This is a genomic window from Saccharopolyspora gloriosae (genome assembly GCF_014203325.1).
Lineage (GTDB): Bacteria > Actinomycetota > Actinomycetes > Mycobacteriales > Pseudonocardiaceae > Saccharopolyspora_C > Saccharopolyspora_C gloriosae.
In genome coordinates, this window is record NZ_JACHIV010000001.1 from 4,244,769 (window position 1) to 4,270,941 (window position 26,173).

Here is a 26,173-nt window from a genome sequence, read left to right on the forward strand (position 1 = left end):
CGCTGCGCGAATACAGGCACGGCCTACGGCCGCAAAGCAGGCTGGCTTCGCCGCCCACTGCACGGCTTCGCCGCGGGGCACGGCCTTTGGCCGCGAAGCAGGCGGGGCTCTCGCCCGCCCGAGGCACGGCCTTCGGCCGCAGGGCCACGGCCTTCGGCCGTACGGGGTGGGCTTTGGTTCGGGGGCTTTGCTTGCTTTTGTGGGCTTGGCTGGTGGTCCTGCTGTGGTCTGCCGGTGCTTGTCGGGGCGGGTCAGACTTTGAGGCCGAGCCAGTTGGTGAAGTGCGCGATGCTGTCGGATTTGCGGCGTTCGGCCATGGCGATGGCTCGGGCCGTTTCGCGGACCTGCGGGTGGTAGCGGGTCTGCTGCGGGGCGACGCGGCGCGCGTTGCTCAGGGCGCGCAGTGCGTTGGTGTGATCGTTGACGATCACCCAGGCTCGGGCGACGTCCTGCCAGTGGTGGCCGACCCGGTTGGCCCGCATGTCGTCGGGCAGTTGCAGCTCGGAGCCGTCGCGCGCCGCCTTGCCGGGATCACCGCCCTCCAGCGAGACGGCCACGTCGTGGATCTCCACGTTGCCGGGACCGAAGTTCGTGTCGTAGGCGGTGGAGGACCGGCCGAGGCGTCGGCCGATCACCCGCGCCTCCGCGATGTGCTCGCGGGCGCGGTCCAGCTCGCAATCGCGCGCGGAGATCATCGCGCCGCGCAGGTGCGCCGATCCGCGCAGCGCCAGCACCTCCTCACTGTCCGGTCTGGACTCCAACAGGTCCAGCGAGTGCTGCACCAGACGGGTGCTGGTGTCGTACGCCGCGCACGACATCAGGATCAGCGCGCGGTGTTGCACAGCGTGAGCGGCCAACAGCGGATCATCGCTACGCTCCGCAGCAAGTTCCATCAGGTCCACGGCCTGTGTCGCAAGTGGAATCCACCCGAACCGGTAGACCAGTTGCGCTGTGTTGCCATAGGCCTGCGCGAGGTGCCGGTACCCCCGTTCGCGACCGGAGTCGGTGCTCGCCTGGTGGATGGCGCCGGCCATCCTGCGCAGCAACGACGGCGTCATCTCGATCGCCTGCCGGGCGCGGTCGGAGTGCCGGAGCTCCCGCGCCTTGCCCAGGTCGGCTTCGAGCTCCTCGGGCGAGCCGGGATCCAGCGGGAGCGCGTAGCGGCCTTCGGCGAACAGCGTGCGCAGTTCGGTCATCCCCGGTGGCACGCCACCGTCGTCGTCGAGCGTGCCGCGGTAGGGCTGGCCGTAGAGCTCTTCGGCCTCTATGCCCAGCGCACGGGCCACGGCCGCGACGAACGCGGGCGATCCGGGTTCACGTCCCTGTTCGACCGCTCGGAGCATGCTGATGCTGTAATTGGCCCGCTGGGCTAGGGCCTGCTGGTTGAGTCCGGCGACTTTGCGGGCCATCGCGACGCGGTCACCGAGGGCCAGTCCCTGTTCGGGCCGTGGCACGGGACTCCTTCCACGTGGGGCCATGAGACCACCAGACTAGGTGACACACGTTGGAGTGAGCACCTTATTGCTGCACTGTCACATAGCTGTCACTCCATAGTGCAGCACGGTCGTAACTTGACAGGACAAGCGCTCACCCACCGCGAGCTAGTCAGGTGAGAGACATGCCTGCTTTTCACGACTGCCAACCCGAACCCGGAACGGTGGCACTTCCCGAGATGGTCGACGCCGACCACGGGCGCCCGCCGCCCGAACCCACCGTGCTCAACGTCCGCTACCGCGCCGGAATCGTCGGCGAACGCGCTCGCGTCGTGCACGCCGCGACCTGGACGCCGCGCGACGTGCTGATCACGTTGTGCGGGATGCCGCTGGATCCCTCGCTCGTCGAGGAATCCACGGGCATGCCGTGCATGCGCTGCATCCGGATCGCCGCCCGGCGCGCACGTCCGGACGACCCCGACCAACGCGGCATCGACGGCGGCTGAGCGAACTCCGCGCGACCCGCCCGACCGCACCTGGTTCCGTGATCGATTCGCGACCCTCCGATGCCCTTCCTGCGGCATCCTTCGAGGGAACATCGTTGATCGCGAAGAGGTGCGGATTGGGCGAGCAGGACTGGATCCCGGCTGACGTCGACATCACCAAGCCGAGCGCGGCACGGGTCTACGACGTGCTCCTCGGCGGTGGCCACAACTTCGAATCGGACCGCCGGTTCGCCCGCGAGGCCGAGCGGATCTTCCCCGGCATCGCCGCGTCCAGCCGCATCAACCGCGAATTCCTGCGCCGCGCCGTGCTGCACGCGATGGAGTCCGGGGTGCGGCAGTTCCTCGACATCGGCTCCGGCATTCCCACCGTCGGCAACGTGCACGAGATCGTGCACGAGCTCGACCCGTCCTGCCCCGTGGTCTACGTCGACTACGAATCCGTCGCCGTGGCGCACAGCCGGCTGCTGCTCGACGACGACGCGCACGCGACGATCGTGCAGGCCGACGCGCGCCGGCCGGACGTGATCCTGGGACATCCCGACACGCGGCGGCTGCTGGACTTCGACCAGCCGGTGATGCTGCTGATGCTGGCCCTGCTGCACTTCATCCCGGACGAGGACCACCCGGCCGAGCTCGTCGCGCGCTACCGGCGGGCCTTGGCCCCCGGCAGCATGCTCGCGATCAGCCACGCCGCCGACGAGGCCCGCCCCGAGGAGCTCGCCCAGCTGACGGCGCTGTTCGCCACCAGCACCAATCCCGCCACGCCGCGCCCGTCGCGGTGGATCGCCGACCTGTTCGGCGACTTCGAGATGGTCGAGCCGGGAGCCGGTTTCGTCTCGGAGTGGCGCCCCGACGAACGCCTCGACGAGGATGCCGTCGACTCCCTGGTCTACGGCGGCGTGGGCGTGCTCCGCTGAACGGCGAACCGCGACCGATCGCCGAGTCCGGCGCGCGAGCAGCGGCCCGGACCGGCACCGGCCGTTGCGCCGTTCGCCCGAAGCCCGCCTCGGTCCGGATGGACGAACGGGTCGCGTTGCCACATTTCCCGTGGTGAGGCCGGTCGCACACCTGATTGACGGGGATGCGAGCATTCCGCGAACCGCATCGACGAAAGGTGGGTCACGTGCAGGTGCTCTGGGGCGCAGCGGGCATGGTGGTGCTCTTGCTGATCGCTTTCGCGTTGTCCACCGATCGTCGGGCCATCCGGCCGCGCACCGTGTTCGGGGCGTTGGCGATCCAGCTGGTGTTCGCCTTCATCGTGCTGCGGTGGGACGCCGGCAAGCAGGCGTTGAGCGCGGTGTCCTCCGGGGTGCAGCGCGTGATCGACTCGTCGAAGGAGGGCATCGACTTCCTGCTGGGGCCGGTCATGCCGACCAACGGCGCGACGGTGGTCGCCTTCCAGGTGCTGCCGATCATCGTGTTCGTGGCCTCGCTGACGGCGGTGCTCTACCACTGGAACGTGCTGCAGTGGGTGGTGCGCGTGGTCGGTGGCGGCCTGCGCGCGGTGCTGGGCACGACGCGCGCGGAGTCGCTGAACGCGACGGCCAACATCTTCCTCGGGCAGACCGAGGCGCCGCTGGTGGTGCGCCCCTACCTGGCGGGCATGACGCGGTCCGAGTTCTTCGCCGTCATGGTCGGCGGACTGTCCACTGTGGCCGGTTCGGTGATGGTCGGCTACGCGTTGCTGGGCGCGAACCTGGACCACCTCATCGCGGCGAGCTTCATGGCCGCCCCCGCCGGGCTGATGATGGCCAAGATCATCGTGCCGGAGACCGAGCAGGCCACCGGCGACGCCGAGCACGCCGCCGCGGCGCGCACCGAACGGCGCGGCCTGGCGGCGTGGTTCTCGAAGAACCCGAAGCCCGCCTCCTCCGCCGAGAAGCCCGCCGCCGAGAAGCCCGTCACCGAAGAGCCCGAAGCCGACACGTCCACTGTGGACACCGGCGAGCCGGAGAAGGCGGACACCGCGACGGCGGTCGACGACAGCGAAGCTCTGGAGACCAAGCCGCGCAACGTCATCGACGCCGCAGCCGCCGGTGCCTCCGACGGGTTGAAGCTCGCGCTCAACGTCGGCGCCATGCTGTTCGCGTTCGTCTCGCTGATCGCCCTGCTGAACCTGATCCTCGGCGCGTTCGGCGGCCTGGTCGGGCTGGGCGACATCACCTTCGAGCAGATCATCGGCTACGTGTTCGCCCCGGTGATGTGGCTGATCGGCGTGCCGTGGGACGACGCCGTGGTCGCGGGCGGCTTCGTCGGGCAGAAGCTGGTGCTCAACGAGTTCGTCGCCTTCAGCGACTTCGGTCCGCAGGCGGCGAGCTTCGAACCGCACACCGCCATCATCATCACCTTCGCGCTGACCGGTTTCGCGAACTTCTCGTCGCTGGCGATCCTGCTCGGCGGTCTCGGTGGCCTGGTGCCGTCCCGCCGCCCGCTGATCGCCGAGTTCGGGATGCGCGCGATCGCGGGCGGCACGCTGGCGAACCTGATGAGCGCGGCCATCGCGGGAATGCTCATCTAGCGCGAGTCGCACGGCCGCGGACGACCCGCCGCCGGATCCCGGTGAACGCCTCCGCTACCCGGTCACTCGGGGAGCGGGGGCGTTCAGCTTCGGCAGCAGGTAGGACCGGAGACCGGCGAGGTCTCCGGCGTCGCCGCACCAGCCGAGGTAGCCGTCCGGCCTGATCAGGAACAGGGCGGCGGCGCCCACTCCGTATCCGGTGCGGGCGTGGCCGTGGACGTCCACGACGTCACCGGGGCGCCCCGCTCCGCGCACGACGGCGTGCACGTCCAAGTCGGCGATGCCCGGATCGCCGAGCGAGCCGCCGAAGTCCAGCAGCGTCCACCGCGTTCCGCCGAACAGCTCGAAGAGCCGGACCGCGGCACCGTCGCGCTCGCACGGCGCGTCCGGCGCCCGGTCGCCCGCGCGGAGCGGGCCGGGCTCGCCGCGCTCCTCCGCCGACAGCGGACCTCCCCGGTAGTGCAGTCCGAGCTGGTTCAGCTCGGGACCGCGCACGTGCGCTTCGGAATCGTCCTCGCGCAGCAGGTCCAGCAGCCGCCCGCTCAGCTCCAGCACTCCCCGGGCCACCGGGCGCCGCTCGGCCTCGTAGGTCTCCAGCAACGCCGGGTCCGCGCCGCGCAGCACGGCGGCGATCTTCCAGCCCAGGTTGTAGGCGTCCTGCACCCCGGTGTTCATGCCCTGCCCACCGGTGGGCGGGCAGACGTGCGCCGCGTCGCCGGCGATCAGCACCCGGCCGTCCCGGTAGCGCTCGGCGAGGCGCGCGTTGGCCCGCCAGGTCGAGTTCCAGTGCACCTCGTGCACCCGCACGTCGAGCCCGCTGGCCCACCGGAGCCGTTCCTGCAGCGCGCTGGGAGTCGCGGTGATGTCGTCGCGGGACGTGGTCACGGTGAACAGCTCCGTCCCGGCCAGCGGTTGCGCGGACACCATCTCCCCGCCCCGCGACCAGGCCAGCGCCCGGTCGCGGTCGAGGCCGCTGAGCCGGACGTCGGCGATCAGCGCCCCGGTCGTCTCGTCGGTTTCGCCGTGGAAGCCGATGCCGAGGGCGCGCCGCACGGTGCTGCCGCCGCCGTCGGCTCCGACGAGGTAGTGCGCTCGGAGTTCGGTGCCGTCGGCGAGCACCGCGGTGACGTGCCGATCGCCCTGGTGGAACTCGCGCAGTTCGACTCCGAGCTCGACCTGGCCGCCGTACCCGGCGAGCGCCTTGCGCAGGATCTCCTCGGTGCGGAACTGCGGGACGAACCAGGGGTCGGGGTGGGGGACGCCGGGAGCCGGGGGCGCCGGTTCGCTGGGCCTGCCCTCCCAGACCAGATCGCCGTCGTCGTACTTGCGCAGCGGGATGCCGCCGTCGCCCGCGGCACGCAGTTCGTCGAGCACGCCGAGGTCGGCGAACACCTCCAGGGTGCGCGGGTGGATCCCGTCGGCGCGCGAGCCGCCGAAGTGCTCGGTGGCCTTGTCGATGATCCGGAAGCCGATGCCGCGCCTGGCCAGTTCGCATGCCAGAACCAGGCCGGTCGGCCCGGCGCCCGCGATGAGTACTTCGGTCTCCTGCATGTTGCGCCTCCATCAAGTGGTACGGCGTACTCGATAGTCGTACACCGCACGAACAAAGTTAGCGGTACGGTGTACCACATGGCAACCGAGCACGGCGGCACCCCGATCTGGGCCGAACCCGCACCGGGCACCCGCAAACCCCGCTTCACCCGCGAGCAGATCGCCGCCGCCGCGCTCGCCCTGGCCGACGCCGAAGGCTTCGAAGCGGTCTCGATGCGCCGGGTCGCCGCCGAGCTGGGCGCCGGGACGATGACCCTGTACCACTACGTGCGCACCAAGGACGACCTCGTCGCGCTCATGGACGACGCGCTGATGGGCGCAGTGCTGATCCCCGCGGACGAGCTGCCCACCGAATGGCGGGCCGCGCTCACCGCCATCGCACGCCGGACCCGCGAGGTGTCGCTGCGCCACCGCGGACTGCTGCAAGGCCTGCGCGGCGCCCGGTTGGGACCGAACGCGCTGCGCCACGCCGACCAGTCGCTGGCCGCGCTCGCCGGCACCTCCCTCGACCCCGGCTCGAAGCTCGCCCTGCTGGCCGCCGTCGACGACTACGTGCAGGGCAACGTGCTGCGCACCGGGGAACCGCTGCACGACGGCGACGTTCCCGCCGAAGCCGCCCGATTCCTCCGGGAACAGCTCGAACACGGCGAACTCCCGCAACTGCACGCCCTGCTCGGAACCGAGGCGCCGCACGCCGAATGGGCTCGGATCGCCACGACGACCACCGCCGAGGAGCGCTTCGAGGAAGGGCTGCGCGCGCTGCTCGACGGCGCCGCCGCCCGCTACGGAATCTGAACCTCGGCCGAACGGCCTGGAAATGACCGTTCGGCCGACCGTTCGGCGGAGATCATCACGGGCGCAACGGCCGATGTCCCCGCACCCCCGCGAACCCTAGTTTTGTGGACGACCGATCCACATGAGCCGACAGGTTCGCCGCTCCAGGGAGTGCAGATGACCACCACGTTCCCCGCCCCGACCCATGCAGTGGACGTCGACGGGGTCCGCGAACGGGTCGACGCGGCCCTCTCCCGGTTCCTCGACATGCAGGAGGACCGCTACCGCGCGATGGCCGCCGACGACACCGGGCGGGCGCAGTGGGCAGCGGCGATCGACACGCTGCGGACCTTCCTGATCGGCGGCAAGCGGCTGCGACCGGCGTTCTGCTACTGGGGCTGGCGCGGCGCGGGTGGCGACGGCGACGACGAGGGGATCATCGCCGCCGCCGCGGCCCTGGAACTGCTGCACGCGTTCGCGCTGATCCACGACGACATCATCGACGAGAGCGACACCCGCCGCGGCGCCCCGTCGTTGCACCGCCAGCACGCGGACCTGCACCACACCGAGCGGATGCGCGGCTCCTCGGAGCTGTTCGGCACCTCGGTGGCGCTGCTGCTGGGCGACCTGTGCCTGGCGTGGTTCCACGAGCTGCTCGGCTCCAGCGGGCTCCCGCAGCACCGGCTCGCGGCGGTGCAGCCGATGGTGGCGCAGTCGTTCGCGGAGCTCGTGCTCGGCCAGTACCTCGACGTCGCCGAACAGGCCCGGTCCACGCACTCCGTGGAGCGGGCGTGCACGATCATCCACTACAAGACCGCGAAGTACACCATCGAGCGCCCGCTGCACCTGGGCGGGCTGCTCGCCGGGGCCGACGCGGCGCTGCTCGACTCCTACACCGCCTACGCTCTGCCGCTGGGCGAGGCGTTCCAGCTGCGCGACGACGTGCTCGGCGTGTTCGGCGACGCCGCGATCACCGGCAAGCCCGTCGGCGACGACCTGCGGACCCGCAAGCCCACCGTGCTGCTGGCCACCACCCGGCGCCGCGCCGACGCCGCGCAGCTGGACGAGATCGACCGCGCCTTCGCCGCGGGCGACCTCGACGACGAGCAGGTGCGGCGCATCCAGTCGATCGTCGTGGACAGCGGCGCGCTCGCCGAGTGCGAACGCCTCATCACCCGCCGCGCCGAGGACGCCCGCGACGCGCTCGCCGCGATGCACGTCCCGGACCACGTGCACGGAATGCTCACCGAACTGCTCACCGCCGCCACCGACCGGGCGTGGTGACCGCTCGGCGAGCCCGGTCGCTCACCCCAGCGGGGTGCCGATGCGGAGGCGGTTGCCGTCGGGGTCGTGCAGTTCGATCTCCCGCGCCCACGGGGTCGGCTCCGGGCGCATCCCGAAGCGCTCGGCGATCTCGTCCACGTCGCTGACCCGCAAGTAGATCAGCGCGCCGGGACGGGCATCGCCTTCGTGCTCGGACAAGAACAGGCGCACTCCCCCGCGCATGACCTCGACGAAGGCGGGCAGGTGCGGCTCGAACCGGTGCTCCCACTGCGCGGTGAAGCCGAGCAGCTCGTACCACTTCAGCGCCACGTCGGCCGCTTCCACCCGGATGATCGGGATGACGTCCTCGTCCATCGGCCCATCGTGACAGCCACCGCCGCGAACCTGCGCGCCGCGCGCGTCAGCGAGCGCCGGTCAGCGAGCGCGACCAGCTCCACTCGCCCGGTTCGGGGACGCCGACGAGCTTGAGCCCGGCCGCTCGCAGGGTGCGGGCGATCGCGGTGTCGTCGACGTGGGTGTGGGCCTGGACGGTGTCCAGCCCCGCGGCCCGTGCCTGTTCCACCAGCTCCGCGGCCAGCCGGGTGCCGATGCCGCGTCGCTGCCAGTCGTCGCGGACCAGCAGGGCGACCTCCGCGACCCGCCCCTCGCGCACCAGGTTGCCGACCGCCACGACCGCACCGTCCGGCCCCTGCACCAGCAGCGAACCGCCCAACGCGGGCGTCAGCAGGCGCAGCATGTGCTCGCCGTCCGGCGGGCTCGCGCCGCAGTAGCGGCGGTACCGCGCGGCCGACGAGCACCGGGCGTGGAACTCGGTGACCAGGTCCAGGTCCTCGCGGTCGGCCGCGCGCACGGTGAGCCGCGCCCCGTCGTTGCTGGTCAGCTCCCGCACCTCCGGGCGCAGCCGCCTGCGGCAGGCCGCGGCCAGACCCGCCATCGCCCGCGCCCGCGCGAACTCGGCCGGGGTGAACGCGGCACCGGTCCGCTCCAGCACCAGCGCGCCGCCGCCCGGCGCGGCCAGGCAGATCACACCGTCCGCCACGCCGTCGAGCCCGGCCTCGGGGTGCGGTTCCTCCTGCCAGCGCACCTCGATCTCGCCGAGCGTGCCGCGCAACGCCCGCTCCACGTCGCCACGCCCGTCGACCAGGTTCGCGGCCAGGTTCAGCGTCCGAGTCGGGACGTCGTCGAGCTCGCGGACCTCCGCGCGGCGGGCCGTGACGTCGCGTCCGCCCGCGGCTGCGACCGCCCGGACCAGATCGGCCTCCCCCACCGTCGCGGGCACGTGCACCAGCACGTCGTCCACCGCTCCGTCGGCGACCGGGTGCACGTGCAGGGTGCGGATGTCGCCGCCCAGTCCGGCGAGGCCCGAGGCCACGTCCGCGAGCCGTCCGGGGCTGTCGGACACGGAGGCGCGCAACCGCCACAACGCGCGCCCGCCGCTCACGAGCTCCGCATCCGGCCCCCGTTCGGCGACGGGCTCGGCCGCCGGGTGCCCGGCGCCGCGCGGCCGGGTCGAGCGCACCGCCGCACCCGCCACGAGCAGCGCGCCGAACGCGACGAGCGCCCAGGCCGCCGGGTCGGCGGAGCGCGGCCCGGCGCCGATCAGGTGCACGATCCCGGCGACCGCGCACAGCGCGGCGAGCTCGACCATTTCGCGCGTCCACGTTGCCCGGCCGCGCACGCCGGTGGGCTCCGCCGCGTTCCCGCCTCCAGCTGTCATGGCTCCACGGTGCGGGCCGGATGTTTCCCCGCGTCGACCTGCCATGACCTTCTCGTTAACGGTCCTTCCCCCGAACAGAACTGGCGGTAACCGCTGGCACCGATAAGATCACGCCATGGCGACTTCGGGTGAGCAGCAGGAGCGGCGGCACCGGGTGGCGGTGCTGCCGACCACCGGCACGGCCCCCTTCGAACTGGGCGTGATCTCCGCCGTGTTCGGCCACTACCTGCTCGACCTGATCCCGAGCCGGTACGAGCTGACGGTGTGCTCCGAAGACCCCGGGGCGGTGCCGCTGGACGGCGGTGCGGTGATGAGCACGCCGCACGGACTCGACGACCTCGCCGCCGCCGACACGGTGATCGTCACCAGTCGCGCCGATCCGCACGAGCACCCGTCGGCCGCGCTCGTGGAAGCGCTGCACTCGGCCCACCGGCGCGGTGCCCGGCTCGTGTCGACCTGCACCGGAGCGTTCGCCCTCGCCGCCGCCGGAATGCTGGACGGGCGCCGGGCCACCACGCACTGGCGCTACGCCGACCTGCTGCGCAGCCGCTTCCCGCTGGTCGAGGTCGATCCGGCACCGCTCTACATCGACGAGGAGGACGTGCTGACCGGCGCGGGCAGCGCGGCGAGCCTCGACCTGTGCCTGCACCTGGTGCGCAAGGACCTCGGCGCCGACCTCGCCAACACCGTCGCCCGCAGACTCGTCATCCCGCCGCACCGGGAAGGCGGTCAGGCGCAGTACGTCGAGTCGCCGGTGGCGGGATCACCGGAGAACGACGGGGTGGCGCGGAGCATGAGCTGGGCACTGGAACACCTGAAGGAACCGCTGACGGTGGAGCTGATGGCGGGCGCGGCGCACATGTCCGAACGCAGCTACCTGCGCCACTTCGCGCACACCACGGGAAGTTCACCGATGCGCTGGCTCACCTCGCAGCGCGTCCGCGCGAGCCTGCCGCTGCTGGAGAAGACCCGCGACTCGGTGGACGAGGTCGCCGGAACGGTGGGCTTCGAATCCGTGGTGACCTACCGGTACCACTTCAACAGGATCATGCGGACCTCTCCGTCGGCGTACCGCCGGATGTTCCACGCCCCGCAAACCGAACCCCCCGCCGAACCGCGTAGCGCCTGCACGGGCCCGAAATCCGGTCCGTCGTGATCCTGTCGGCGGCGCAGGCGAGCGGCCACCACCAGAGCAGACGAACCCCCCAGCGGGTTCTCAGCGTTCTTCTCGCCAGGACAGCAATCGTGTGTGGGGCCACCAAAATTGATCCCGCAGCGAGCAGAACGCTGAGGTTCCGGCACCCGACCACCTCGGAGAACGACCGAGGAAATCGTCAGCGGTCGCGGAGGAATGCGAAAAGGGCCGCCGCCAGTTCTGCGGGCGCGTCCTCCTGCACCAGGTGCCCGGCACCCGGGATCACCCGCAGCTGCGCTCCGGGGACGAGTCCGGCGAACTCGTGGCCCTTCTGCACCGGGATCCAGGTGTCCTCCGCGCCCCAGCACACCAGCGCGGGCAGGTCGAGTTCGCCGTAGGAGTGCTGCACCTCGTCGGTGTAGCGCTGATCCGCTTGGGCGATCTGGCGGTAGAAGGCGGGCTGGCCGGACTCCCCCAGCCACGGCTCGGTCAGCGCGTCGACCAGGGAGTCGTCGAGGCCGCGGTGGCTGGCGGACCTGATGTACTCGCGCACCAGCGCACGGTGCATGGCCGGGGGCAGCTGCTCGAAGACCTCGACGTGCTGCCCGATCAGCCGGAAGAACGGCGATCCCCACGGGGCGAGCGCGACCGGGTCGACGACGGCGATCCGCTCGTACCGCGCCCCGTGCAGCAGGTGCGCGCGCAGCGCGACGGCACCGCCGAAGTCGTGCGCGATCACGGCGGGGCGGTCCAGTTCCCAGTGCTGGAGCAGTTCCGCGAACACCCGTCCTTGCGCGGCCAGCGACACGTCCTGGCCGCCGTGCTTGTCCGACGCGCCGTAGCCCGGCATGTCCCAGACGTACACCCGGAAATGCGGCGCCAACGCACGGGCGACGCCCCGCCAGACGAAAGAGGAGAAGGGCGTGCCGTGCAAGAGCACGACCGGTTCCTTCTCCTCTCCGCCGAGGCGATCCCAGCGAACATCGCCGATGCTGCTGCGATGGACTCGACCGAGTTCCCACTCCTGCACGAAAGCTCCTCGTCAACTTCTCCGGATCGACGGTGCGATTCGGCCGGATAGCACGTGCCCCCTGCGGGAACGCGCATCGCCGATCATTCCGATGCCATACCGCGTGGGCGACGCACTCGATGAACCGCTGCCCGCACGAGATCGCACCAGGTGTTCCACCAGCGGCGGCGCCGCGCGCTGCCACCAGCATGCGGCGCGCCGGGCGCCGATTCGAGTGGCGGCAACGCCATTTACCGACAAGATCCGGCCAAGGTCGTGAGCCCCTGCCCCGGCGGGCGCGGACCGGGCGGACGCGCACAATCGGCGAAGGGCGGGCGGCCCCCGCTCCGACGATCAGCGACATGTTGGGACGCGAACGATGACAACCGTGGCCTTCCTCGGAACCGGCACGATGGGCGCGCCGATGGCGCGCAACCTGCTCGCGCGCGGCTTCGCGGTGCGCGCCTGGAACCGGACCCGGTCCCGCGCCGAAGAACTCGCCGCAGACGGCGCCACCATCGCCGACAGCCCGGCCGACGCGGCGCGCGGCGCGGACGTGCTCGTCACGATGCTGCTCGACGCGGAATCGACCGCCGCAGCAGGACGCGCCGCCGCCCCCGAACTGCCCGCAGGCGCCCCGTGGCTGCAGATGGCGACGATCGGGCTCGCGGGCATCACCGAGATCGCCGAGATCGCGGGCGAGCTGACCCTCGTGGACGCGCCCGTGCTCGGCACCCGCGGCCCCGCCGTGCAAGGCACGCTGACCGTGCTCGCCGCCGGACCGGAACAGATCCGCGACCAGGCGGCAGAAGTGTTCGACGCCGTCGGCGCCCGCACCCTGTGGCTCGGCTCCGACGCGGCGCACGGCGACGGGACCCGGCTCAAGCTCGCCGCGAACAACTGGGTGCTGTCGTTGACCAACGCCGTCGGCGAATCGATCGCGCTCGCCGAAACCCTCGGCGTGCGGCCACAACTGTTCCTCGACGCCATCTCCGGCGGCGCCGTCGACTCCCCGTACGCCCACATCAAAGGCGGCGCCATCGTGTCCGGGGACTACACCCCCTCGTTCACCGTGAGCGGCGCGCACAAGGACGCCAGCCTCATCGCCGAAGCAGCCGGTGAGCTGCGGCTCGACGTGGCCGAAGCCGTGCGCGAACGCTTCCGTCGAGCAGCAGAAGCAGGCCACGCCAACGAAGACATGGCGGCGGCTTACTTCGCTTCTTTCGCTGGGGAATCGGGGTGATTTGCTTGGGTGGTCGGGTGGCGGAACCTCAGGTGTCTTCTCGCTGCGGGATCTTTTTCCCAAGTGGCTCCGCCACGAGGGAAAAAGCCGTCCTCGCGAGAAGACACCTGAGAACCCGCCGGTGGTCGGCTTCTCGACGTGGGCTATTCGCTGCGCGAATACAGGCACGGCCTACGGCCGCCAGGCAGGCTTGCTCCGCAGCCCAAGGCACGGCTTCGCCGCAAAGGCACGGCTTCGCCGCGAGGCACGGGCTTCGGCCGTCTGAAGGTCGGCTTCGGCTTGAGCAGGTTTGCTTCGCCGGGTCTGGGTCGGGTTCGCCGTGGCCGCGGCGGGTCCTGGTGCGGCGACGCTCGGGGTGGAGCGTCGCCGCACTGGGGTCAGCGGGTGCTGTAGTGGTGGAACTGGGCTGCGCAGCGGGACAGCTCCTCGTCGTCGAGCAGGCTCGGTTCGCCTGCCCGGCGGGCCGTGAGCCACAGCTCGCAGAGCCATTCCAGCTGCCGGGCGCGGTTGTACGCCGCGGCCGGCGTCGAACCGACCGCGACCGTGCCGTGGTTGCGCAGAACGCAGGCACCCCGGCCCTCCAACGCGACCGACATGTTGCGAGCCAGCTGATCGGTGCCGAAGGTCGCGTACTCCGCGACCCGCACCACACCGCCCATCTCCGCCAGCTGGTAGTGCACCGCGGGAACGTCGTCGCGCAGCAACGACAACGCCGTGGCGTGCAACGAATGCGTGTGCACCACCGCCTGCACACCGTGCTCGACGTACGCCGTCAAGTGCATCGGCAGCTCCGAGGTCGGGGGCAGGTCGCCCTCGACCACGGTGCCGTCGAGCCGGACCACCGCGATGTCACCGACGGTCAGGCCGTCGTAGTCCACTCCGGACGGTGTCACCGCGACCAGCTCGCCGCTGCGCACCGACACGTTGCCGGAGGTGCCCACCACCAGATCGTCGGTGATCATCTTCTGGGCGATGCGGATGACCTCCGCGCGCTCCTCGACCAGCGACGGGCTCAACACGCCCCGCCGGTGGAGCCGCCCTCGTACTCGCCGATGGCCGCGACCTTCTGCGCCGACGCCGAGTTCTCGTCGAAGCGCAGGTCCAGCCACTCCGCCGCGAGCAGCCGCGCGAGCTCCAGGCCCACCACGCGCTGCCCGAAGCACAGCACCTGGGCGTTGTTGCTCAGCACGGAGCGCTGCACCGAGTAGCTGTCGTGCGCGGTCACCGCGCGCACCCCCGGCACCTTGTTCGCGCTGATCGCCACGCCGAGCCCGGTACCGCACACCAGCAGCGCCCGGTCCGCCTCGCCCGCGGCGACCTTGCGCGCGGCGTTGACGGCGACGTGCGGGTAGTCGGTGTGCTCGTCGGAACCGACGCCCACGTCGACCACCGAGGCCACCCGGGGGTCCTTCGCCAAATCAGCCTTGAGCACGTCCTTGTAGTCCAGCCCCGCGTCATCGGAGCCGACGACGACGCGCCAGCCGGCCTGCTCGTCCGCCATGATCGTCACTTCACCTCAGTCGTGTCGAGTTCCGGGTTCCGTCCACCGAGGACTTCCGCTGCTCGGTTCAGCGCCATCGCCAGCGACGTCGCCCCCGGGTCGGGAGTGCCGACGCTGCGTTCCGCCAGCGGCCGCGCCCGCCCGGTGCGCGGGGTGAGCTCGGCCGTGCGCTCCGCGGCGGCGGTCGCCTCCCGCGCCGCCCGCCGGATCGCCTCGCCCGTTCCGGCTCCGTCCCCGACCGCCGCGGCCAGCTCGTCGACGAACGGGATCAGCGCGTCCACCAGCGTTTTGTCGCCGGGTTCGGCGCGGCCGAGCCGCTGCACGGCTTCCAGCGCGGCTCGCGACCCGGCGAGCAGGTCGGCGGCCGTGACCTCCCGGTCGTCGGGCAGCAGGTCGCCGAACGAGCGCAGCCCCGCTCCCCACAACGCGCCCGAGGTGCCGCCCGCCTTCGCCGCCCACTCGTCACCGGCGGCCATCAGCACGGCGGCGGGACCGGCGCCCGCTGCGGCGGCGGGTTCCGCGGCCTCCAGCGCGGCACCGCTGCCGCGCGACATGCCCCGGCCGTGGTCACCGTCGCCGGCCACCGCGTCCAGCCTGCCGAGCTCGTCCTCGGACTCGTGCAGCAGCTCGCTGAGCGACCGCAGTCCCGCGACCACGAGCCGCGCGGTGTCCTGCCCGACCTGCGGGGCGACCGCGGTCGCCGCCGCGACCACCTCGGCGGCCTCCTCCACCACCTCGTCGTCCACATCGGACTCGACGATGCTCCCCTTGCGGTAGGCGGGGGAATCGGCGGGCGCGCTCCACAGCCGCTCCAGCTCCGGGTCCAGCCAGGTCAGCGTCAGCGAGCAGCCGGCCATGTCGAGGCTGGTGACCAGTTCCCCGACCTCCGGCTGCACCACCTCGACACCGGCCTCGGCCAGCAGCCGGGACGCGGTCTTCCACACCACGAACAGTTCCTCGTACTTCGTGGCGCCCAGCCCGTTGAGGATCGCCGCCACCCGACGCGTTCCCGTCCCCTCGGGTGCTTCGGCGAGCACCCCGTCGACGAGCGTGCGGGCGAGTTCCGCCGCGCTCGGCATGTCCACTTCGGACACACCGGGTTCGCCGTGGATGCCCAGTCCCAGGCCCATCCGGCCGTCCGGAACCTCGAACAGCGGCTGCGGGCTGCCCGGCAACGTGCAGCCGTCGAAGGCCACGCCCAGGCTGCGGGTGCGGTCGTTGGCGTGCTCGGCGACCCGCACCACCTCGTCGAACGAGTAGCCCTCCTCCGCGGCGGCGGAGGCGACCTTGAACACCACGAAATCGCCCACCACGCCACGGCGCTTGCCGATGTCCTGCGCCGACGCGCTCGCCACGTCGTCGGTGACGACCACGTTGTGCGCGGCGACCCCCTCCCGGCGCAGCCGCTCCACCGCCAGCCCGAAGTTCATGTTGTCCCCGGCGTAGTTGCCGAACGAGAACACCACGCCCGCACCGGTGTCGGCGGCCTTCGCCACCGAATAGGCGTCCTCCGCCGACGGGGACGTGAAGATGTTGCCGATCACCGCGCCGTCGGCGAAACCAGGACCGACCACCCCGCAGAACGCCGGGTAGTGCCCGGATCCGCCGCCGGTGACCACGGCGACCTTGCCGCGGCGCGCGCGCCGCGCCCGCACCACGCCGCCGCGCACCTCGCGCACGTAACCGGGGTTGGCGGCCACGAAACCGGCCACCATGTCCTCGGTGAACGTCGCCGGATCGTCGTACAGACGAGTCATCCGGATACTCCTCCCCCCGACCGCCACACCGGCCGGGCCCGATCGATCGATTCCAGGTATGCGCGATATCCGCGCTCGTAGAACTCCACCGCCGCCGCGTCCGGCTGCACCGTGTGCCGGGCGTTCGACCACAGCTCGCGATCCACCGGCTCACCCAGCGAATCCCACGCGGTCATCGCCGCCCCGCGCGCGCCGACGCCTTCCTCATGCGGCACGTGCAGCGGCCGTCCCAGCACGCTGGCGAAGATCCGGCTCCACGCCGCCGACCGCGCGCCGCCTCCGCAGGCGGCGACCTCTCCCGTCAATCCGGCGGACTCCAGGTTGTGCCGCGCCGCGTACGCGACCGCCTCGCACAACGCCCGCACCAGGTCCGCCGGGGTCGTCTCCAACGACAACCCGGTGAACTGGCCGCGGGCGTGCGGCTCGACGAACGGGGCTCGTTCACCGGAGGAGGACAGGAACGACAACGCCGAGACCCCGTTGGCCCCGGCCGGGCTCGCCGCCAGCAGCGCCTCCAGGTCCTGCACGCCCGCGCCGACCATCCGCAGCACCCAATCCAGGTTCGCGGTGCCGACCATCGCCGGCATCACCCGCAGGTACCGGTCCGGATCCGGGGTGGCCAGCCACATGCCCGCGGCGTCGGCGTCCGGATCGATGGTGACCTCGTCGCGCAGCACCTGGCAGCCCAGCGTCGTACCTATCACCAGAGCGGCGTCTCCGTCGGCGCGCACCCCGGAACCGAACGCGCACGCAGGCAGGTCGAAGGGACCCGCCGATACGGGCAGGCCCGGAGACAATCCGAGTTCGGCGGCGCTGCGCGAGTCCAGCGCGAACAGCTTGCCCGGCGGCGCCGGTTCCGCCAGCAGCGCGCGGAATCCGCTGAGCCCGCAGGCTTCGAGCACCGCCGCGTTGTAGGCGCGGGTGGGCACGTCGAGGAACGGCAGCGACGCGTCGGAGGCGTCCACCGTGACCTCGCCGGTGAGCCGCTGCACTATCGCGTCCACGCAGTAGCCGGCGACCTCCGCCCGTTCCAGCCGCTGCGGTTCGTGCTCGGCCACGTGCGCCAGCAGCGGCGCCGCCGAACCCGGGAACATGCCCGAGCCCGTCAAGCCGTACACCCTGCGCAGCACGCCCTCCGACTCCCAGCGCTCCAGCACCGGCGCCGACCTGGCATCCAACCAGGACAGCCCGGGGCCGACCTGGGCGCCCGCGGCGTCGCGCAGCCACAGGCCGTCGCCCTGGCCGGTGATGGCCAGGGCCTGCACCGGCGAGTCCGCCTCGGCCGCGACCGAGCGGACCACGCTGATCACCGAGGCCACGACCTCGTCGAGGTCCTGCTCCACCCGTCCGCCCGCCGAGCGGTGCAGGGTGCTGCGCACGCTGTGGGTGACCCGGGCCGAGCCGTCCCGGCCCAGCAGCGACGCCTTCGTCACCGAGGTGCCGACATCGACTCCGATGATCATGGACTCAGGTCCTCCAGCCGCTCCAGGACCTCGGGGTTGGCCACGTGGCGCGGCCGTCGCCCGTCGAGGAACAGCGCCGCGTCGCCCGCCACGATGGCCGCGGCCCGGTCGGCGGTCCGACGGGTCGCACCGGCCAGGTGCGGGGTGGTGATCACGTTCGGCGCGTCGAACAGCGGCCAGTCCCGCGGCGGTGGCTCGACGTCGTACACGTCGAGCGCCACGCCGCCCAACCGGCCCGACGCGAGCAGGTCCGGAAGCGGCGCGTAGTCCAGCAGCCCGCCGCGCGCGGAGTTCACCAGCACCGCGCCCTCCGGCAGCAGCGCCAAGTTCGCGGCGTTGATCAGGTGCTCGGTCTCCGGGGTGAGCCGCGCGTGCAGGCTCACCACGGAACTCGCGCGCATCAGGTCGTCGAGCTCGACCAGCCGCACGCCGTCCCGGTCCGCTTCCTCCCGGCCGACGAACGGGTCGGAGACCAGGACGTGCGCGCCGAACGCGGACAGCACCCGCGCCACGATGCGCCCGATCGCGCCGTAGCCGACCAGACCGACCGTGGCGCCTTCGAGTTCGAGCCCCGCCTGCTCGTAGGCGTAGTAGTCGCCGCGCCAGTTGCCGTTCTTCAGCTCCGCGTTCGAGTCGGCGATGCGCCGCATCGCCGCCAGGATCAGGCCGACCGCGAACTCCGCCGCCGCCGCCGCGTTGCGCGCGGGGGTGTAGCTGACGATCACGCCCGCCTCGGTGGCCGCGGCGAGGTCGACGTTGACCGGGCCGCCGCGGGCGACGCCGACGAACCGCAGGTTCGGGCTCTTGCCCAGCACGTCCGCGGTCACCGGAGCCATCTGGGTGGCGAGGATCTCGGCGTCGCCCAGCGCTTCGAGCACCTGCTGCTCGGTTCCGCTGGCTTCGCGCACGCCGCCGACCGGGCCGAACGGCTCCACCGGCCAACCCGTCTTCATCGTGCTGAAGCTCAGGTCGTGCCCGACCGCCTGTTCGGTCAGCGCGCTCACGAACAGCTGCGGGTCCACGAAGCGGTCACCCGCGGCGAGAACCTTCGTCATGTCCAGACTCCTCCGTCCGGTCGGTCAGCCCGCAACGGGCGTCGTCAACGATTCGAGCAGCCGGACGCGCACTTCGTCGAGGTCCGCGGCCACGAAGGACGCGCCGGTCAACGCGTCCTCGGCAGGTGGGTAGTCGGCGCTGGGGATGGCCACGACCGTCATCTCGGCCGCCGCGGCGGAGCGCAGGCCGTTGCTGGAGTCCTCCACGGCCAAGCATTCTCGCGGGTGCCTGCCCAGCTTGTTCGCCGCAGCCAGGTACACGTCGGGGCTCGGTTTCCCGCGCGGCACCTCGGCGCTGGACACGGTCGCGCTGAAGCAGTCGCTCAGCGCGTGCAGGTCGAGCACTGCGTCGATGAGCCTGCGCGGAGCCGATGAGGCCAGGCCGATCACCACTCGCTCCGACACCTCCAGCACCATGCGTTCGGCACCGGGCAGCAGCTCGATCTCTCCCGCCTCCAGGGCAGCGATCATGTCGTCGACCACGATGCGCTCGGTCTCCGAGGCGGGTTCTTCGGCGAGGCTGAACCGGGCCAGGAACGCCGACCACTCCGGAGCGCTCATGCCCTGCACCTGGCGGGTCTGCTCCGCCGTCCAGGTCTGGCCGCGGGCGGCGGCGAAGCGCGCCCACATCCGCTCCCACAGGTGTTCGCTGTCGACCAGGACGCCGTCCATGTCGAAGACGACCGCTCGGTGCGCGCCCGGCGCGCGGTCGGGCTGCGTCATCGGTGTACCTCCCACCCGTTCGGCGACGGCGCTCAAATTAACACCGGGGTAGTTAAATGTCACTACATCGATGATACTTGGCCGACTTTCAGCCGGTCCCACGGTCCAGTGCAGCAAGGAGGCAAGATGGCGGCCATGGCGTCCGCACCCAAGAAGCAGTCCCCCCGGCTCCTGCGCCAGCAGCAGATCATCGACCACGTCGTCGAGGGCGGCTTCGCCAGCGCCGCGGAGCTGTCCGCGCTGACCGGGGTCAGCCTGATGACGGTGCACCGCGACATCGACGACCTGGTCAGCCGCGGACTGCTGCGCAAGTTCCACGGCGGCGTCTCCGCGCAACCCTCCACCGTGTTCGAGAGCAGCTCGGACTTCCGCCTGCACACCCACACCAAGGAGAAGGAAGCGCTGGCCGCCGCCGCGCTGCCCCTGATCGCTCCGGGCATGTCGGTGCTGCTGGACGACTCGACGACGGCGCTCGCCCTGGCCCGCCTGCTGCCCGATGTCGGCCCGCTGACCGTGGTCAGCAATTACCGGCAGGTGCACGAGACGCTGCGGGAGTCCCCGGACATCCGGTTGATCAGCATCGGCGGCGAGTACTCCCGCACGCACGACTCGTTCATCGGACTGCCCTGCCAGGAGATGATCAGCGGGCTGTCGGTGGACCTGATGTTCTTGTCCACCTCGGCGATGAACGCCGAGATGACCTTCCACCAGGAGCAGGAGATCGTGCTGGTGAAGCGGGCGATGATCAGCAGCGCCAGCACGCGGGTGCTGATGATGGATGCGAGCAAGGTCGGCCGCGCCGCGCTGCACCGGCTCGCCCCGGTCTCCGACTTCGACCACGTGCTGCTGGCCGGGGAGTTCGATCCGGCGCTCGTGGAGTCGATGCGCGAGCACTCCGAGGTGCGCCTCGTCGCACTGGGCTGATCCCGCACTCGCACGGCCGCGCCCGGCACCGGCGTTCACAGTCGACCTGGCATCTTTAACATTGATATTGGTATTTTCCGATACCGCAGGACCACGCTGCGCGGTGTTCCCGAGCCGGAGCCGCCCGCGGAGGCGGCGGTCACCGGTCGCGCCGCTCCGGCTGGTGCGCCCGCCTCGTCCCGGCCGCCCGGCCGGACCGGGTGCCGCGAGACGTTCCCACTGCCGGTACTCGCCGTCGGCCCCGGGCTCGTTCACCAGCAGTGCGCCGTCGTCGGCGGTGGCCGCCAGCGTGCCGTCGGCGCTAAGCGACGGCCGGTCCGCCACCGCCCCGCGGAGCACGGTCCGGCGCATTCCGCGCGGGCTCAGGCGGAACACCTCCGTGCCGCCGAGGCCGGTGCGCACGGCCAGCACCAGGTTCGTCGGGCTCGGCGCGGCCAGTGCCGGGCCGGATCCGCCACCGGAGGAGCGCAGCCGCGCCCGGACCCGCCAGCCGCCTCCGGGCTCATCCGATTCGGCGAGCACCACGACCACGCCGTCCTCGGCCTGCCGGAACGCGAGCAGCGCCGTGCCGTCCGGGGCGGCCGTGGCCTCGATCGGCCCCGCCGGGCGCAGCCCGAGCGGGACCTGCGCGGGCGCGAAATCGTCCCCGGCGGACTCCCAGTGCGCCATACCGTCGGGTGTGGCGGCGAAGACGTGCACGATCCCGCCTCGCCCGCGGACCACCGCGACATCGCCGACGTCCTCGGCGTGGAGCCGAATCCACGGTCCGTCGCCGATCCGGGCGTGCACTCCGGATCGCGCGTCCGCACGCGCCACCACCATTCGATCGTCCACTGTGGAGGCAATGGCCGTTCTTCCCAGCGCCGCCCCGTCTCCCGGCGGCGCCACTGTCCGCCACCGCGGCCTCCAGCGCCCGCCCGAGTCCTGGCTCGTCGAGTACGACGCCCCGCTCCGGAAGTCCCGCACCACCACGCGGAGCCCGTCCCCGTCCGAGACGAACGCGACGTCACCGGGCCCCACCGGAGGCGCGGGCAGCGGAACCGGCTCGATCCGCGACCCGGCCCGTTCGCCGAGCAGCAGTCTTCCACGGCGCACGTCGGCGAAGTGCAGGCGTCCGAGGCCGTCCCGCTCGACCTGGTGCGCGCTCGCGGGCCAGCGGTAGCGCATGCTGCGCAACCAAGTCCCGTACGGTTCGCCGAGCCCGACCAGCGGATCGTGCGGCGCGTAGCGCGCGAAGACCCGCCGCTTGGTCTCCACGACGTCGGGTGAGAGGTTCGGCGCGGCGTCGGCGACGTTGTAACCGCGGTAGTGCACCACGCGCACCGGCCCGTCGTGCCGCGCCACTGCCGCCGTCGCGAACCGGGTGGTCGCCACGTGGTCCGGGTGGTCGTGGGCGTCCCAGTGCGCTTGGTACCGGGGGTCCGGCAACGGGTCCTGCGTCCGCAGGACCGTCGGGTCGTACCGGCGCAGCAACTCGGCCAACGCGCTGATCAACCGCTCCCGGCCGTACTCGGACGGGCCGGGCAGCGTGGCACCCGCCGGCACCACGGTGCGCACCGAGCCCCCGTCCGTCCACAATCGACTCAACGCGTGCTTTCCGCCCACTGCGAGCGGATCGTTGTCGTCCGGCAGGTTCAAGAACACCAACCGGATCGCCGGGCGCGCCCGCAGCACGTGCACCTCGGCGAACCGGCCGGGCAGGAGCTCGATGGCCGTGCGTTCCCACTCGTCGGGCACCGCCGCCATCGCCGCGAACGCGGCGCGGCTCCCGGCCTGCCGACCGGCGGCGTACGGCTCGGCGGGCCGCACATCGCTCTCCCCCGCCGTCAGGTACACCGTGGTCACCGGCGCCCCGGAGCGCACGGCCGTGCGGAGGTCCGGGTTCATGAACAGGATGTCGTCGTCGGGATGCGCCACCACCTGCACGTACCGCGCCCCGCCTGTCTCCGCCGCTCCGGGCGTCGGGGCGAACGACAGCAGCACGCACGCCGCCACCGCCAGGACCGCACCACGAAGGCCTCCCCGCATCAGACCCACCTCCTACCGGCCAACGACGCCAGCAGCGCCCCGGCGAGTGCCAGCACGATCCCCGCTCGGTATCCCGGCGGGCTCCACTCCAGCCGCACCGTGCCCGCGCGGGTTCCTTCGGGAAGCTCGACGCGCACGAGCCCCGCGGAGGTCGCGCGGACCGGCAACTCCGCACCGCCCGCGGTGGCGCGATATCCGGGCCAGGCCAAGCGGGCGAACACGAGCTGCGCCCGTGGCCCCGCGCGGTCGAAGCGCACCTGTTCGGACCGCGCCGAGCGTTCGTGGTCGGCGAGCACGCGCACGTCGGAGGCCACGCTCAGCCGGCCCGCCGGCCACGGCATCGGCTCCGACCGCTGCAAGCGGGTGACGTCCGCGTCCCGGTGCACCACCCGCCAGCCGGGCGGCGCGACCGGGAGGTCGAGGGAGCGGCGCTGCACCACGACGTCGCGCACCCGCAACTGGTCCGCCAACGGCGCACCGACCTCGTCCGCCTCCCACAACCGGCGGTACGCGTCCGGGCACTGCGCTCCGAAGTACCCCAGGCACAGCCGTTCGTGCAGCGCGCGGAATCCGATCCCGGTGTAGGACACCAGGCTCGGCACCCCGGCCACCGCGTGCATGTTCCCGAACAGCAGCTGCCGCCACGCCGCACCCGACTCGACGTCCCGCGCCGCGATGCGCGACCGGTCGGCGATCTGCACGACCGTTCCCGAACGCAGGTGCGCGAAGTCCGCGCGGATCCGCCGCACGTCGGAGGGGAAGGAGTACACGGCGACGTCGTGGTTCGCCGGGAACCAGCACACCTGGAACACCAGCGCGACGACCGTGCCCAGCTGCAAACCCCACGGCACGAGCGCACGACGTCCCAGCGCCGCCAAGCCGAGCACCGAGGCCATCAGCACCACCGACACGGCGTGCCGAGCCCACAGCGAAGGCCACGCCGCGAACGACAAGTACCCGCACAGCGCCACGGCGAGCAACGTGATCAGCGTCCGGGTCCGGCGGTGATCGGTCCGCAATCCCGCGCTCAACGCCACCGCGAGCACGACCGCCAGCGCCAGGTACACGACGGGGAGGTACCGCAGCGGCCACCGCAGCATCCCCACCTGCGACGGACCGAGGCACAGCAGCACGCCCGCACCGGCGACGACGAACACGCCCGCGCACCGCCGCGCCCGCACCGCCCGCCAGTCCAGCCACGGGGCCAACGGCAGCGCGAACCAGGTGAAGTACAGCGCTGGCACCGTCATCCGGAACGAGCCGAACGAGCGGATCTGCGGCACGAACCCGGCGACGCTCAGGTTCAGCAGATCACCCGGGTCCGGAGCCAGCAGTCCCGCGTTGAACAGCAGCAGTCCCGTGCGCCAGCCGACGGGCGCGGTCGCCAGCACCGGCGCGAACACCAGCGGCACCACCATCGCCACCGACGCGATCGCGAGCAGCAACCGCCGCACCCCGATCCGCGCGAACCTGAGCTCCAGCAGCAACCCTGCGCCGATCAGCACCAGCGCGAGCACCGCGTACGGATCACCGGCCGACACGCACAGGTAGCCGAACGCGAACGCCGCCCACACCGGTGCGCGATCGCGACCGGCCCGCCGCAGCGCCCACCACGCCCACGGCACCCAGGCCAAGCCCATCAACCCGCCCGCCCAGGTGGCCGCCTGGAAGTACAGCACAAAACCGGACACCGGCAGTGCCACACCGAACACCGCGGCCACCGGGCGGGAAGCCCCGTACTCCCGGCACAGCACGTGCGCACCCACTCCCAGCAGCACCAGGAACTGCGTCTTGACCACGACGGCCGCGACCGCCAGGTCGCCGAGGGCCACGACGAGCACGAATTCCGCCAGGTGCACGGGATTCCACACGCCGAACAACGCCTCCGCCGCGAGGTCTCCGCCCATCCACGAGTCCGGTTCCAGCAGCGGCGGCCACTGCCCGGCGAGCAGCCGCTCGCCCAGCCGGTGCCACATCGGCAGGAACTGCGCGGCGCTGTCGTCCCAGAAGTAGAACGCCGGATTCACCAGCACCGGCAACTGCGCCAGCAGCGCCACGACCACCGCCACCCCGCACGCGGCGCCGAGATCCCGCCGCCACGGGACTGCCACGATCGGCGCCCTCATCGCGGTCTCCCGTCGCCCCGCGCGCCGCGGATCAGCACGGCACGGGTGATCAGGAAGGTGGCGGGCATCGCGACCACGCCAGCCGCGACCGTCGCCACCCGCGCGTCGATCCCCGCCACCCCGGTCAGCGCCGCCATCGCGGCGGTACCGGCGACCAGATCTCCCAGGTGCGACAACGGATACCACAGCAATGACCGCGCGCTCGGCGCCACACCGAAGGTGAACCGGCAGTTCAGCAGGTACGAGCAGCCCATCGCGGTGACGGTCGCGGCCACGTGCGCCGACAGCACCGGCGTCACCGCGGACAGTCCGCTGTAGACGCCGTAGTGCACGGCGGTGTTCACCCCGCCCACACCGGCGAAGCGCAGCAGGGGCCGCCCACCCGTGTTCGCCGACATCGCCTACACCCGCTCGGCGGACGCCGCGCACAGCGCGTCGTACCCGCGATCGCCCGCCGAGCCACCGATCCCGCGCGCGAGACCGCCGGACTCCTTCACCAGGAAGTGCGGCCGCCCCATCGTTTCCAGGTGGATCCGGCCCAGGTACTCCCCGACCACGCCGAGCAGCAGCATCTGCACCCCGGCCGCGCACAGCAGCACCGGCGCCAGCAGCGGCCCGCCGCCCGCCAGCTCCCGCAACGCCTGGACCGCGCCCGCCGTGGCGACGAGCGCGCCGACGCAGCCCGCACCGCGCAACGGCTTGCGGTGGAAGGAGAACAAGCCGTCCGCGCCGTGCTCGACGAGCGCCCGCCACGTCCACCGCGACCGCCCGCCCTGCCGGGCACCGCCCCGGAACGGCACGTGCGCGGTGTCGAACCCGATCCACGCGAACAGGCCCTTGGAGAACCGGTGCTGTTCGGGCAGCGCGAGCAGCGCCTGCACCGCCCGCCGGGTCAGCATCCGGAAATCACCGGCGCCATCGGGCACCCGGACCTCGCAGAACCTGTTGAGCAGCCGGTAGAAGAACCGCGCGGGCAGCCGTCGCGACAACGGCTCACCGGAGCGGTCCCGGCAGGCCACGACCTGGTCGTGGCCGGAGTCCAGCACCGCCAGCATCCGCCCCAGCAATTCCGGTGGATGCTGCAGATCCGCGTCCATGATCACGACACGTCGGCCGTGCGCGCGCCGCAGCCCGGCCAGCACCGCGGCCTCCTTGCCGAAGTTGCGGCTCAACGACAGGTACCGGAACCGCGGATCGGACGCAGCGAGTTCGCGCAGCCTCGGCAGGGTCCGGTCGGTGCTGCCGTCATCGACGGCGACCACCTCGTAGTCGGGGGCTACGCCGGGCAGCACCCGCAGCAATTCCGCGTGCAGGCGGGGAATTCCGTCTTGTTCGTTGAAGCAGGGAACGACGACCGTGAGATCCATGGACAGCTCTCATCCGGACGGCACCACCGCCGGGGCGACGCGGTGCGAGGGGCGTTTCG

General features: G+C 72.0%; 21 protein-coding genes and 2 pseudogenes. 8 read left to right on the forward strand and 15 right to left on the reverse strand.

Annotated features, from left to right (window positions below):
- Window positions 1-251 precede the first annotated feature (251 nt).
- A complete protein-coding gene (locus BJ969_RS18685; protein WP_343071479.1) occupies window positions 252-1,454 on the reverse strand; it encodes a helix-turn-helix domain-containing protein in 1,203 nt (400 codons plus the stop codon).
- Window positions 1,455-1,618: 164 nt separating this feature from the next.
- Here BJ969_RS18685 and BJ969_RS18690 point away from each other — a divergent pair, with 164 nt between their 5' ends.
- The 3 genes from BJ969_RS18690 to BJ969_RS18700 all read left to right on the forward strand — a co-directional run bounded on the left by BJ969_RS18690 (window position 1,619) and on the right by BJ969_RS18700 (window position 4,457).
- The gene (locus tag BJ969_RS18690) at window positions 1,619-1,939 is read left to right on the forward strand and encodes a hypothetical protein (RefSeq protein WP_184480483.1); all 321 of its coding nucleotides are present in this window, start codon (window positions 1,619-1,621) and stop codon (window positions 1,937-1,939) included.
- A gap of 95 nt (window positions 1,940-2,034) precedes the next feature.
- Window positions 2,035-2,856, forward strand: a complete 822-nt coding sequence (locus tag BJ969_RS18695; protein ID WP_246456969.1) for an SAM-dependent methyltransferase — start codon at window positions 2,035-2,037, stop codon at window positions 2,854-2,856.
- 206 nt (window positions 2,857-3,062) lie between these two features.
- Window positions 3,063-4,457: a NupC/NupG family nucleoside CNT transporter gene (locus BJ969_RS18700; protein WP_343071480.1), complete on the forward strand. Its 1,395-nt coding sequence runs from the start codon at window positions 3,063-3,065 to the stop codon at window positions 4,455-4,457.
- 54 nt (window positions 4,458-4,511) lie between these two features.
- On the opposite strand, the gene BJ969_RS18705 is transcribed toward BJ969_RS18700, so the two are convergent.
- Window positions 4,512-6,008 (reverse strand): FAD-dependent monooxygenase, encoded by a 1,497-nt coding sequence (locus tag BJ969_RS18705; protein ID WP_184480487.1) that lies wholly within the window; start codon window positions 6,006-6,008, stop codon window positions 4,512-4,514.
- Window positions 6,009-6,086: 78 nt separating this feature from the next.
- On the opposite strand from BJ969_RS18705, the gene BJ969_RS18710 reads away from it, so the two are divergent.
- Together BJ969_RS18710 and BJ969_RS18715 are read left to right on the forward strand one after the other, a co-directional pair.
- Complete coding sequence (locus BJ969_RS18710) at window positions 6,087-6,803, forward strand: TetR/AcrR family transcriptional regulator (RefSeq protein WP_184480489.1); 717 nt, start codon at window positions 6,087-6,089, stop codon at window positions 6,801-6,803.
- 156 nt (window positions 6,804-6,959) lie between these two features.
- Window positions 6,960-8,066: a polyprenyl synthetase family protein gene (locus tag BJ969_RS18715; protein ID WP_184480491.1), complete on the forward strand. Its 1,107-nt coding sequence runs from the start codon at window positions 6,960-6,962 to the stop codon at window positions 8,064-8,066.
- A gap of 21 nt (window positions 8,067-8,087) precedes the next feature.
- Here BJ969_RS18715 and BJ969_RS18720 read toward each other — a convergent pair whose 3' ends face one another.
- Both BJ969_RS18720 and BJ969_RS18725 read right to left on the reverse strand, forming a co-directional pair.
- Window positions 8,088-8,420 (reverse strand): glyoxalase superfamily protein, encoded by a 333-nt coding sequence (locus BJ969_RS18720; protein WP_184480493.1) that lies wholly within the window; start codon window positions 8,418-8,420, stop codon window positions 8,088-8,090.
- Between the two features lie 46 nt (window positions 8,421-8,466).
- Complete coding sequence (locus BJ969_RS18725; protein WP_184480495.1) at window positions 8,467-9,783, reverse strand: GNAT family N-acetyltransferase; 1,317 nt, start codon at window positions 9,781-9,783, stop codon at window positions 8,467-8,469.
- A gap of 115 nt (window positions 9,784-9,898) precedes the next feature.
- Here BJ969_RS18725 and BJ969_RS18730 point away from each other — a divergent pair, with 115 nt between their 5' ends.
- Window positions 9,899-10,939: a GlxA family transcriptional regulator gene (locus BJ969_RS18730; RefSeq protein ID WP_184480497.1), complete on the forward strand. Its 1,041-nt coding sequence runs from the start codon at window positions 9,899-9,901 to the stop codon at window positions 10,937-10,939.
- A gap of 178 nt (window positions 10,940-11,117) precedes the next feature.
- Here the strand turns inward: BJ969_RS18730 and BJ969_RS18735 are convergent, their stop codons facing one another.
- Window positions 11,118-11,948, reverse strand: a complete 831-nt coding sequence (locus tag BJ969_RS18735) for an alpha/beta fold hydrolase (RefSeq protein ID WP_184480499.1) — start codon at window positions 11,946-11,948, stop codon at window positions 11,118-11,120.
- 307 nt (window positions 11,949-12,255) lie between these two features.
- On the opposite strand from BJ969_RS18735, the pseudogene BJ969_RS18740 reads away from it, so the two are divergent.
- Window positions 12,256-13,170, forward strand: a pseudogene (locus BJ969_RS18740) (NAD(P)-dependent oxidoreductase); the annotation flags it as partial.
- 377 nt (window positions 13,171-13,547) lie between these two features.
- On the opposite strand, the gene BJ969_RS18745 reads toward BJ969_RS18740, so the two are convergent.
- The 6 genes from BJ969_RS18745 to BJ969_RS18770 are packed head-to-tail and all read right to left on the reverse strand — an operon-like array spanning window position 13,548 to window position 19,669.
- Window positions 13,548-14,186, reverse strand: a complete 639-nt coding sequence (locus BJ969_RS18745) for a class II aldolase/adducin family protein (protein WP_281398630.1) — start codon at window positions 14,184-14,186, stop codon at window positions 13,548-13,550.
- Entirely contained in the window at window positions 14,183-14,671 is a 489-nt protein-coding gene (locus BJ969_RS18750) for a ribose-5-phosphate isomerase (RefSeq protein ID WP_184485476.1), read from the reverse strand. Before BJ969_RS18750 ends, BJ969_RS18745 begins: the two co-directional genes overlap by 4 nt.
- Window positions 14,672-14,676: 5 nt before the next feature.
- Complete coding sequence (locus tag BJ969_RS18755) at window positions 14,677-16,428, reverse strand: dihydroxyacetone kinase family protein (RefSeq protein WP_184480505.1); 1,752 nt, start codon at window positions 16,426-16,428, stop codon at window positions 14,677-14,679.
- Window positions 16,425-17,891: an FGGY-family carbohydrate kinase gene (locus tag BJ969_RS18760; protein WP_184480507.1), complete on the reverse strand. Its 1,467-nt coding sequence runs from the start codon at window positions 17,889-17,891 to the stop codon at window positions 16,425-16,427. Before BJ969_RS18760 ends, BJ969_RS18755 begins: the two co-directional genes overlap by 4 nt.
- Window positions 17,888-18,946 (reverse strand): 2-hydroxyacid dehydrogenase, encoded by a 1,059-nt coding sequence (locus BJ969_RS18765; protein WP_184480508.1) that lies wholly within the window; start codon window positions 18,944-18,946, stop codon window positions 17,888-17,890. The genes BJ969_RS18760 and BJ969_RS18765 overlap by 4 nt, the downstream gene beginning before the upstream one ends.
- Before the next feature lie 24 nt (window positions 18,947-18,970).
- A complete protein-coding gene (locus BJ969_RS18770) occupies window positions 18,971-19,669 on the reverse strand; it encodes an HAD family hydrolase (RefSeq protein WP_184485478.1) in 699 nt (232 codons plus the stop codon).
- Between the two features lie 135 nt (window positions 19,670-19,804).
- On the opposite strand from BJ969_RS18770, the gene BJ969_RS18775 reads away from it, so the two are divergent.
- The gene (locus tag BJ969_RS18775; RefSeq protein WP_184485480.1) at window positions 19,805-20,593 is read left to right on the forward strand and encodes a DeoR/GlpR family DNA-binding transcription regulator; all 789 of its coding nucleotides are present in this window, start codon (window positions 19,805-19,807) and stop codon (window positions 20,591-20,593) included.
- 1,353 nt (window positions 20,594-21,946) lie between these two features.
- Here the strand turns inward: BJ969_RS18775 and BJ969_RS31040 are convergent.
- The 4 genes and pseudogenes from BJ969_RS31040 to BJ969_RS18790 form a co-directional block, all read right to left on the reverse strand.
- Window positions 21,947-22,621 (reverse strand): annotated as a pseudogene (locus tag BJ969_RS31040) (PIG-L family deacetylase); the annotation flags it as partial.
- On the reverse strand, window positions 22,621-24,747 hold the full coding sequence (locus BJ969_RS18785) for a glycosyltransferase family protein (RefSeq protein ID WP_246456970.1): 2,127 nt from the start codon (window positions 24,745-24,747) through the stop codon (window positions 22,621-22,623). The pseudogene BJ969_RS31040 and the gene BJ969_RS18785, both read right to left, overlap by 1 nt.
- Complete coding sequence (locus BJ969_RS30225; RefSeq protein WP_246456972.1) at window positions 24,744-25,145, reverse strand: GtrA family protein; 402 nt, start codon at window positions 25,143-25,145, stop codon at window positions 24,744-24,746. The genes BJ969_RS18785 and BJ969_RS30225 overlap by 4 nt, the downstream gene beginning before the upstream one ends.
- A gap of 3 nt (window positions 25,146-25,148) precedes the next feature.
- Window positions 25,149-26,114, reverse strand: coding sequence for a glycosyltransferase family 2 protein (locus BJ969_RS18790; RefSeq protein WP_184480510.1), 966 nt, complete (start codon window positions 26,112-26,114; stop codon window positions 25,149-25,151).
- Window positions 26,115-26,173: the final 59 nt, after the last annotated feature.

Bases quoted from the DNA above. Each gene is read 5' to 3' on its own strand.
- BJ969_RS18690 (WP_184480483.1), top strand. From the start codon at position 1,619: ATGCCTGCTTTTCACGACTGCCAACCCGAACCCGGAACGGTGGCACTT.
- BJ969_RS18705 (WP_184480487.1), bottom strand. From the start codon at position 6,008: ATGCAGGAGACCGAAGTACTCATCGCGGGCGCCGGGCCGACCGGCCTG.
- BJ969_RS18710 (WP_184480489.1), top strand. From the start codon at position 6,087: ATGGCAACCGAGCACGGCGGCACCCCGATCTGGGCCGAACCCGCACCG.
- BJ969_RS18715 (WP_184480491.1), top strand. From the start codon at position 6,960: ATGACCACCACGTTCCCCGCCCCGACCCATGCAGTGGACGTCGACGGG.
- BJ969_RS18720 (WP_184480493.1), bottom strand. From the start codon at position 8,420: ATGGACGAGGACGTCATCCCGATCATCCGGGTGGAAGCGGCCGACGTG.
- BJ969_RS18725 (WP_184480495.1), bottom strand. From the start codon at position 9,783: ATGACAGCTGGAGGCGGGAACGCGGCGGAGCCCACCGGCGTGCGCGGC.
- BJ969_RS18730 (WP_184480497.1), top strand. From the start codon at position 9,899: ATGGCGACTTCGGGTGAGCAGCAGGAGCGGCGGCACCGGGTGGCGGTG.
- BJ969_RS18750 (WP_184485476.1), bottom strand. From the start codon at position 14,671: ATGGCGGACGAGCAGGCCGGCTGGCGCGTCGTCGTCGGCTCCGATGAC.
- BJ969_RS18755 (WP_184480505.1), bottom strand. From the start codon at position 16,428: ATGACTCGTCTGTACGACGATCCGGCGACGTTCACCGAGGACATGGTG.
- BJ969_RS18760 (WP_184480507.1), bottom strand. From the start codon at position 17,891: ATGATCATCGGAGTCGATGTCGGCACCTCGGTGACGAAGGCGTCGCTG.
- BJ969_RS18765 (WP_184480508.1), bottom strand. From the start codon at position 18,946: ATGACGAAGGTTCTCGCCGCGGGTGACCGCTTCGTGGACCCGCAGCTG.
- BJ969_RS18770 (WP_184485478.1), bottom strand. From the start codon at position 19,669: ATGACGCAGCCCGACCGCGCGCCGGGCGCGCACCGAGCGGTCGTCTTC.
- BJ969_RS18775 (WP_184485480.1), top strand. From the start codon at position 19,805: ATGGCGTCCGCACCCAAGAAGCAGTCCCCCCGGCTCCTGCGCCAGCAG.
- BJ969_RS18785 (WP_246456970.1), bottom strand. From the start codon at position 24,747: ATGAGGGCGCCGATCGTGGCAGTCCCGTGGCGGCGGGATCTCGGCGCC.
- BJ969_RS30225 (WP_246456972.1), bottom strand. From the start codon at position 25,145: ATGTCGGCGAACACGGGTGGGCGGCCCCTGCTGCGCTTCGCCGGTGTG.
- BJ969_RS18790 (WP_184480510.1), bottom strand. From the start codon at position 26,114: ATGGATCTCACGGTCGTCGTTCCCTGCTTCAACGAACAAGACGGAATT.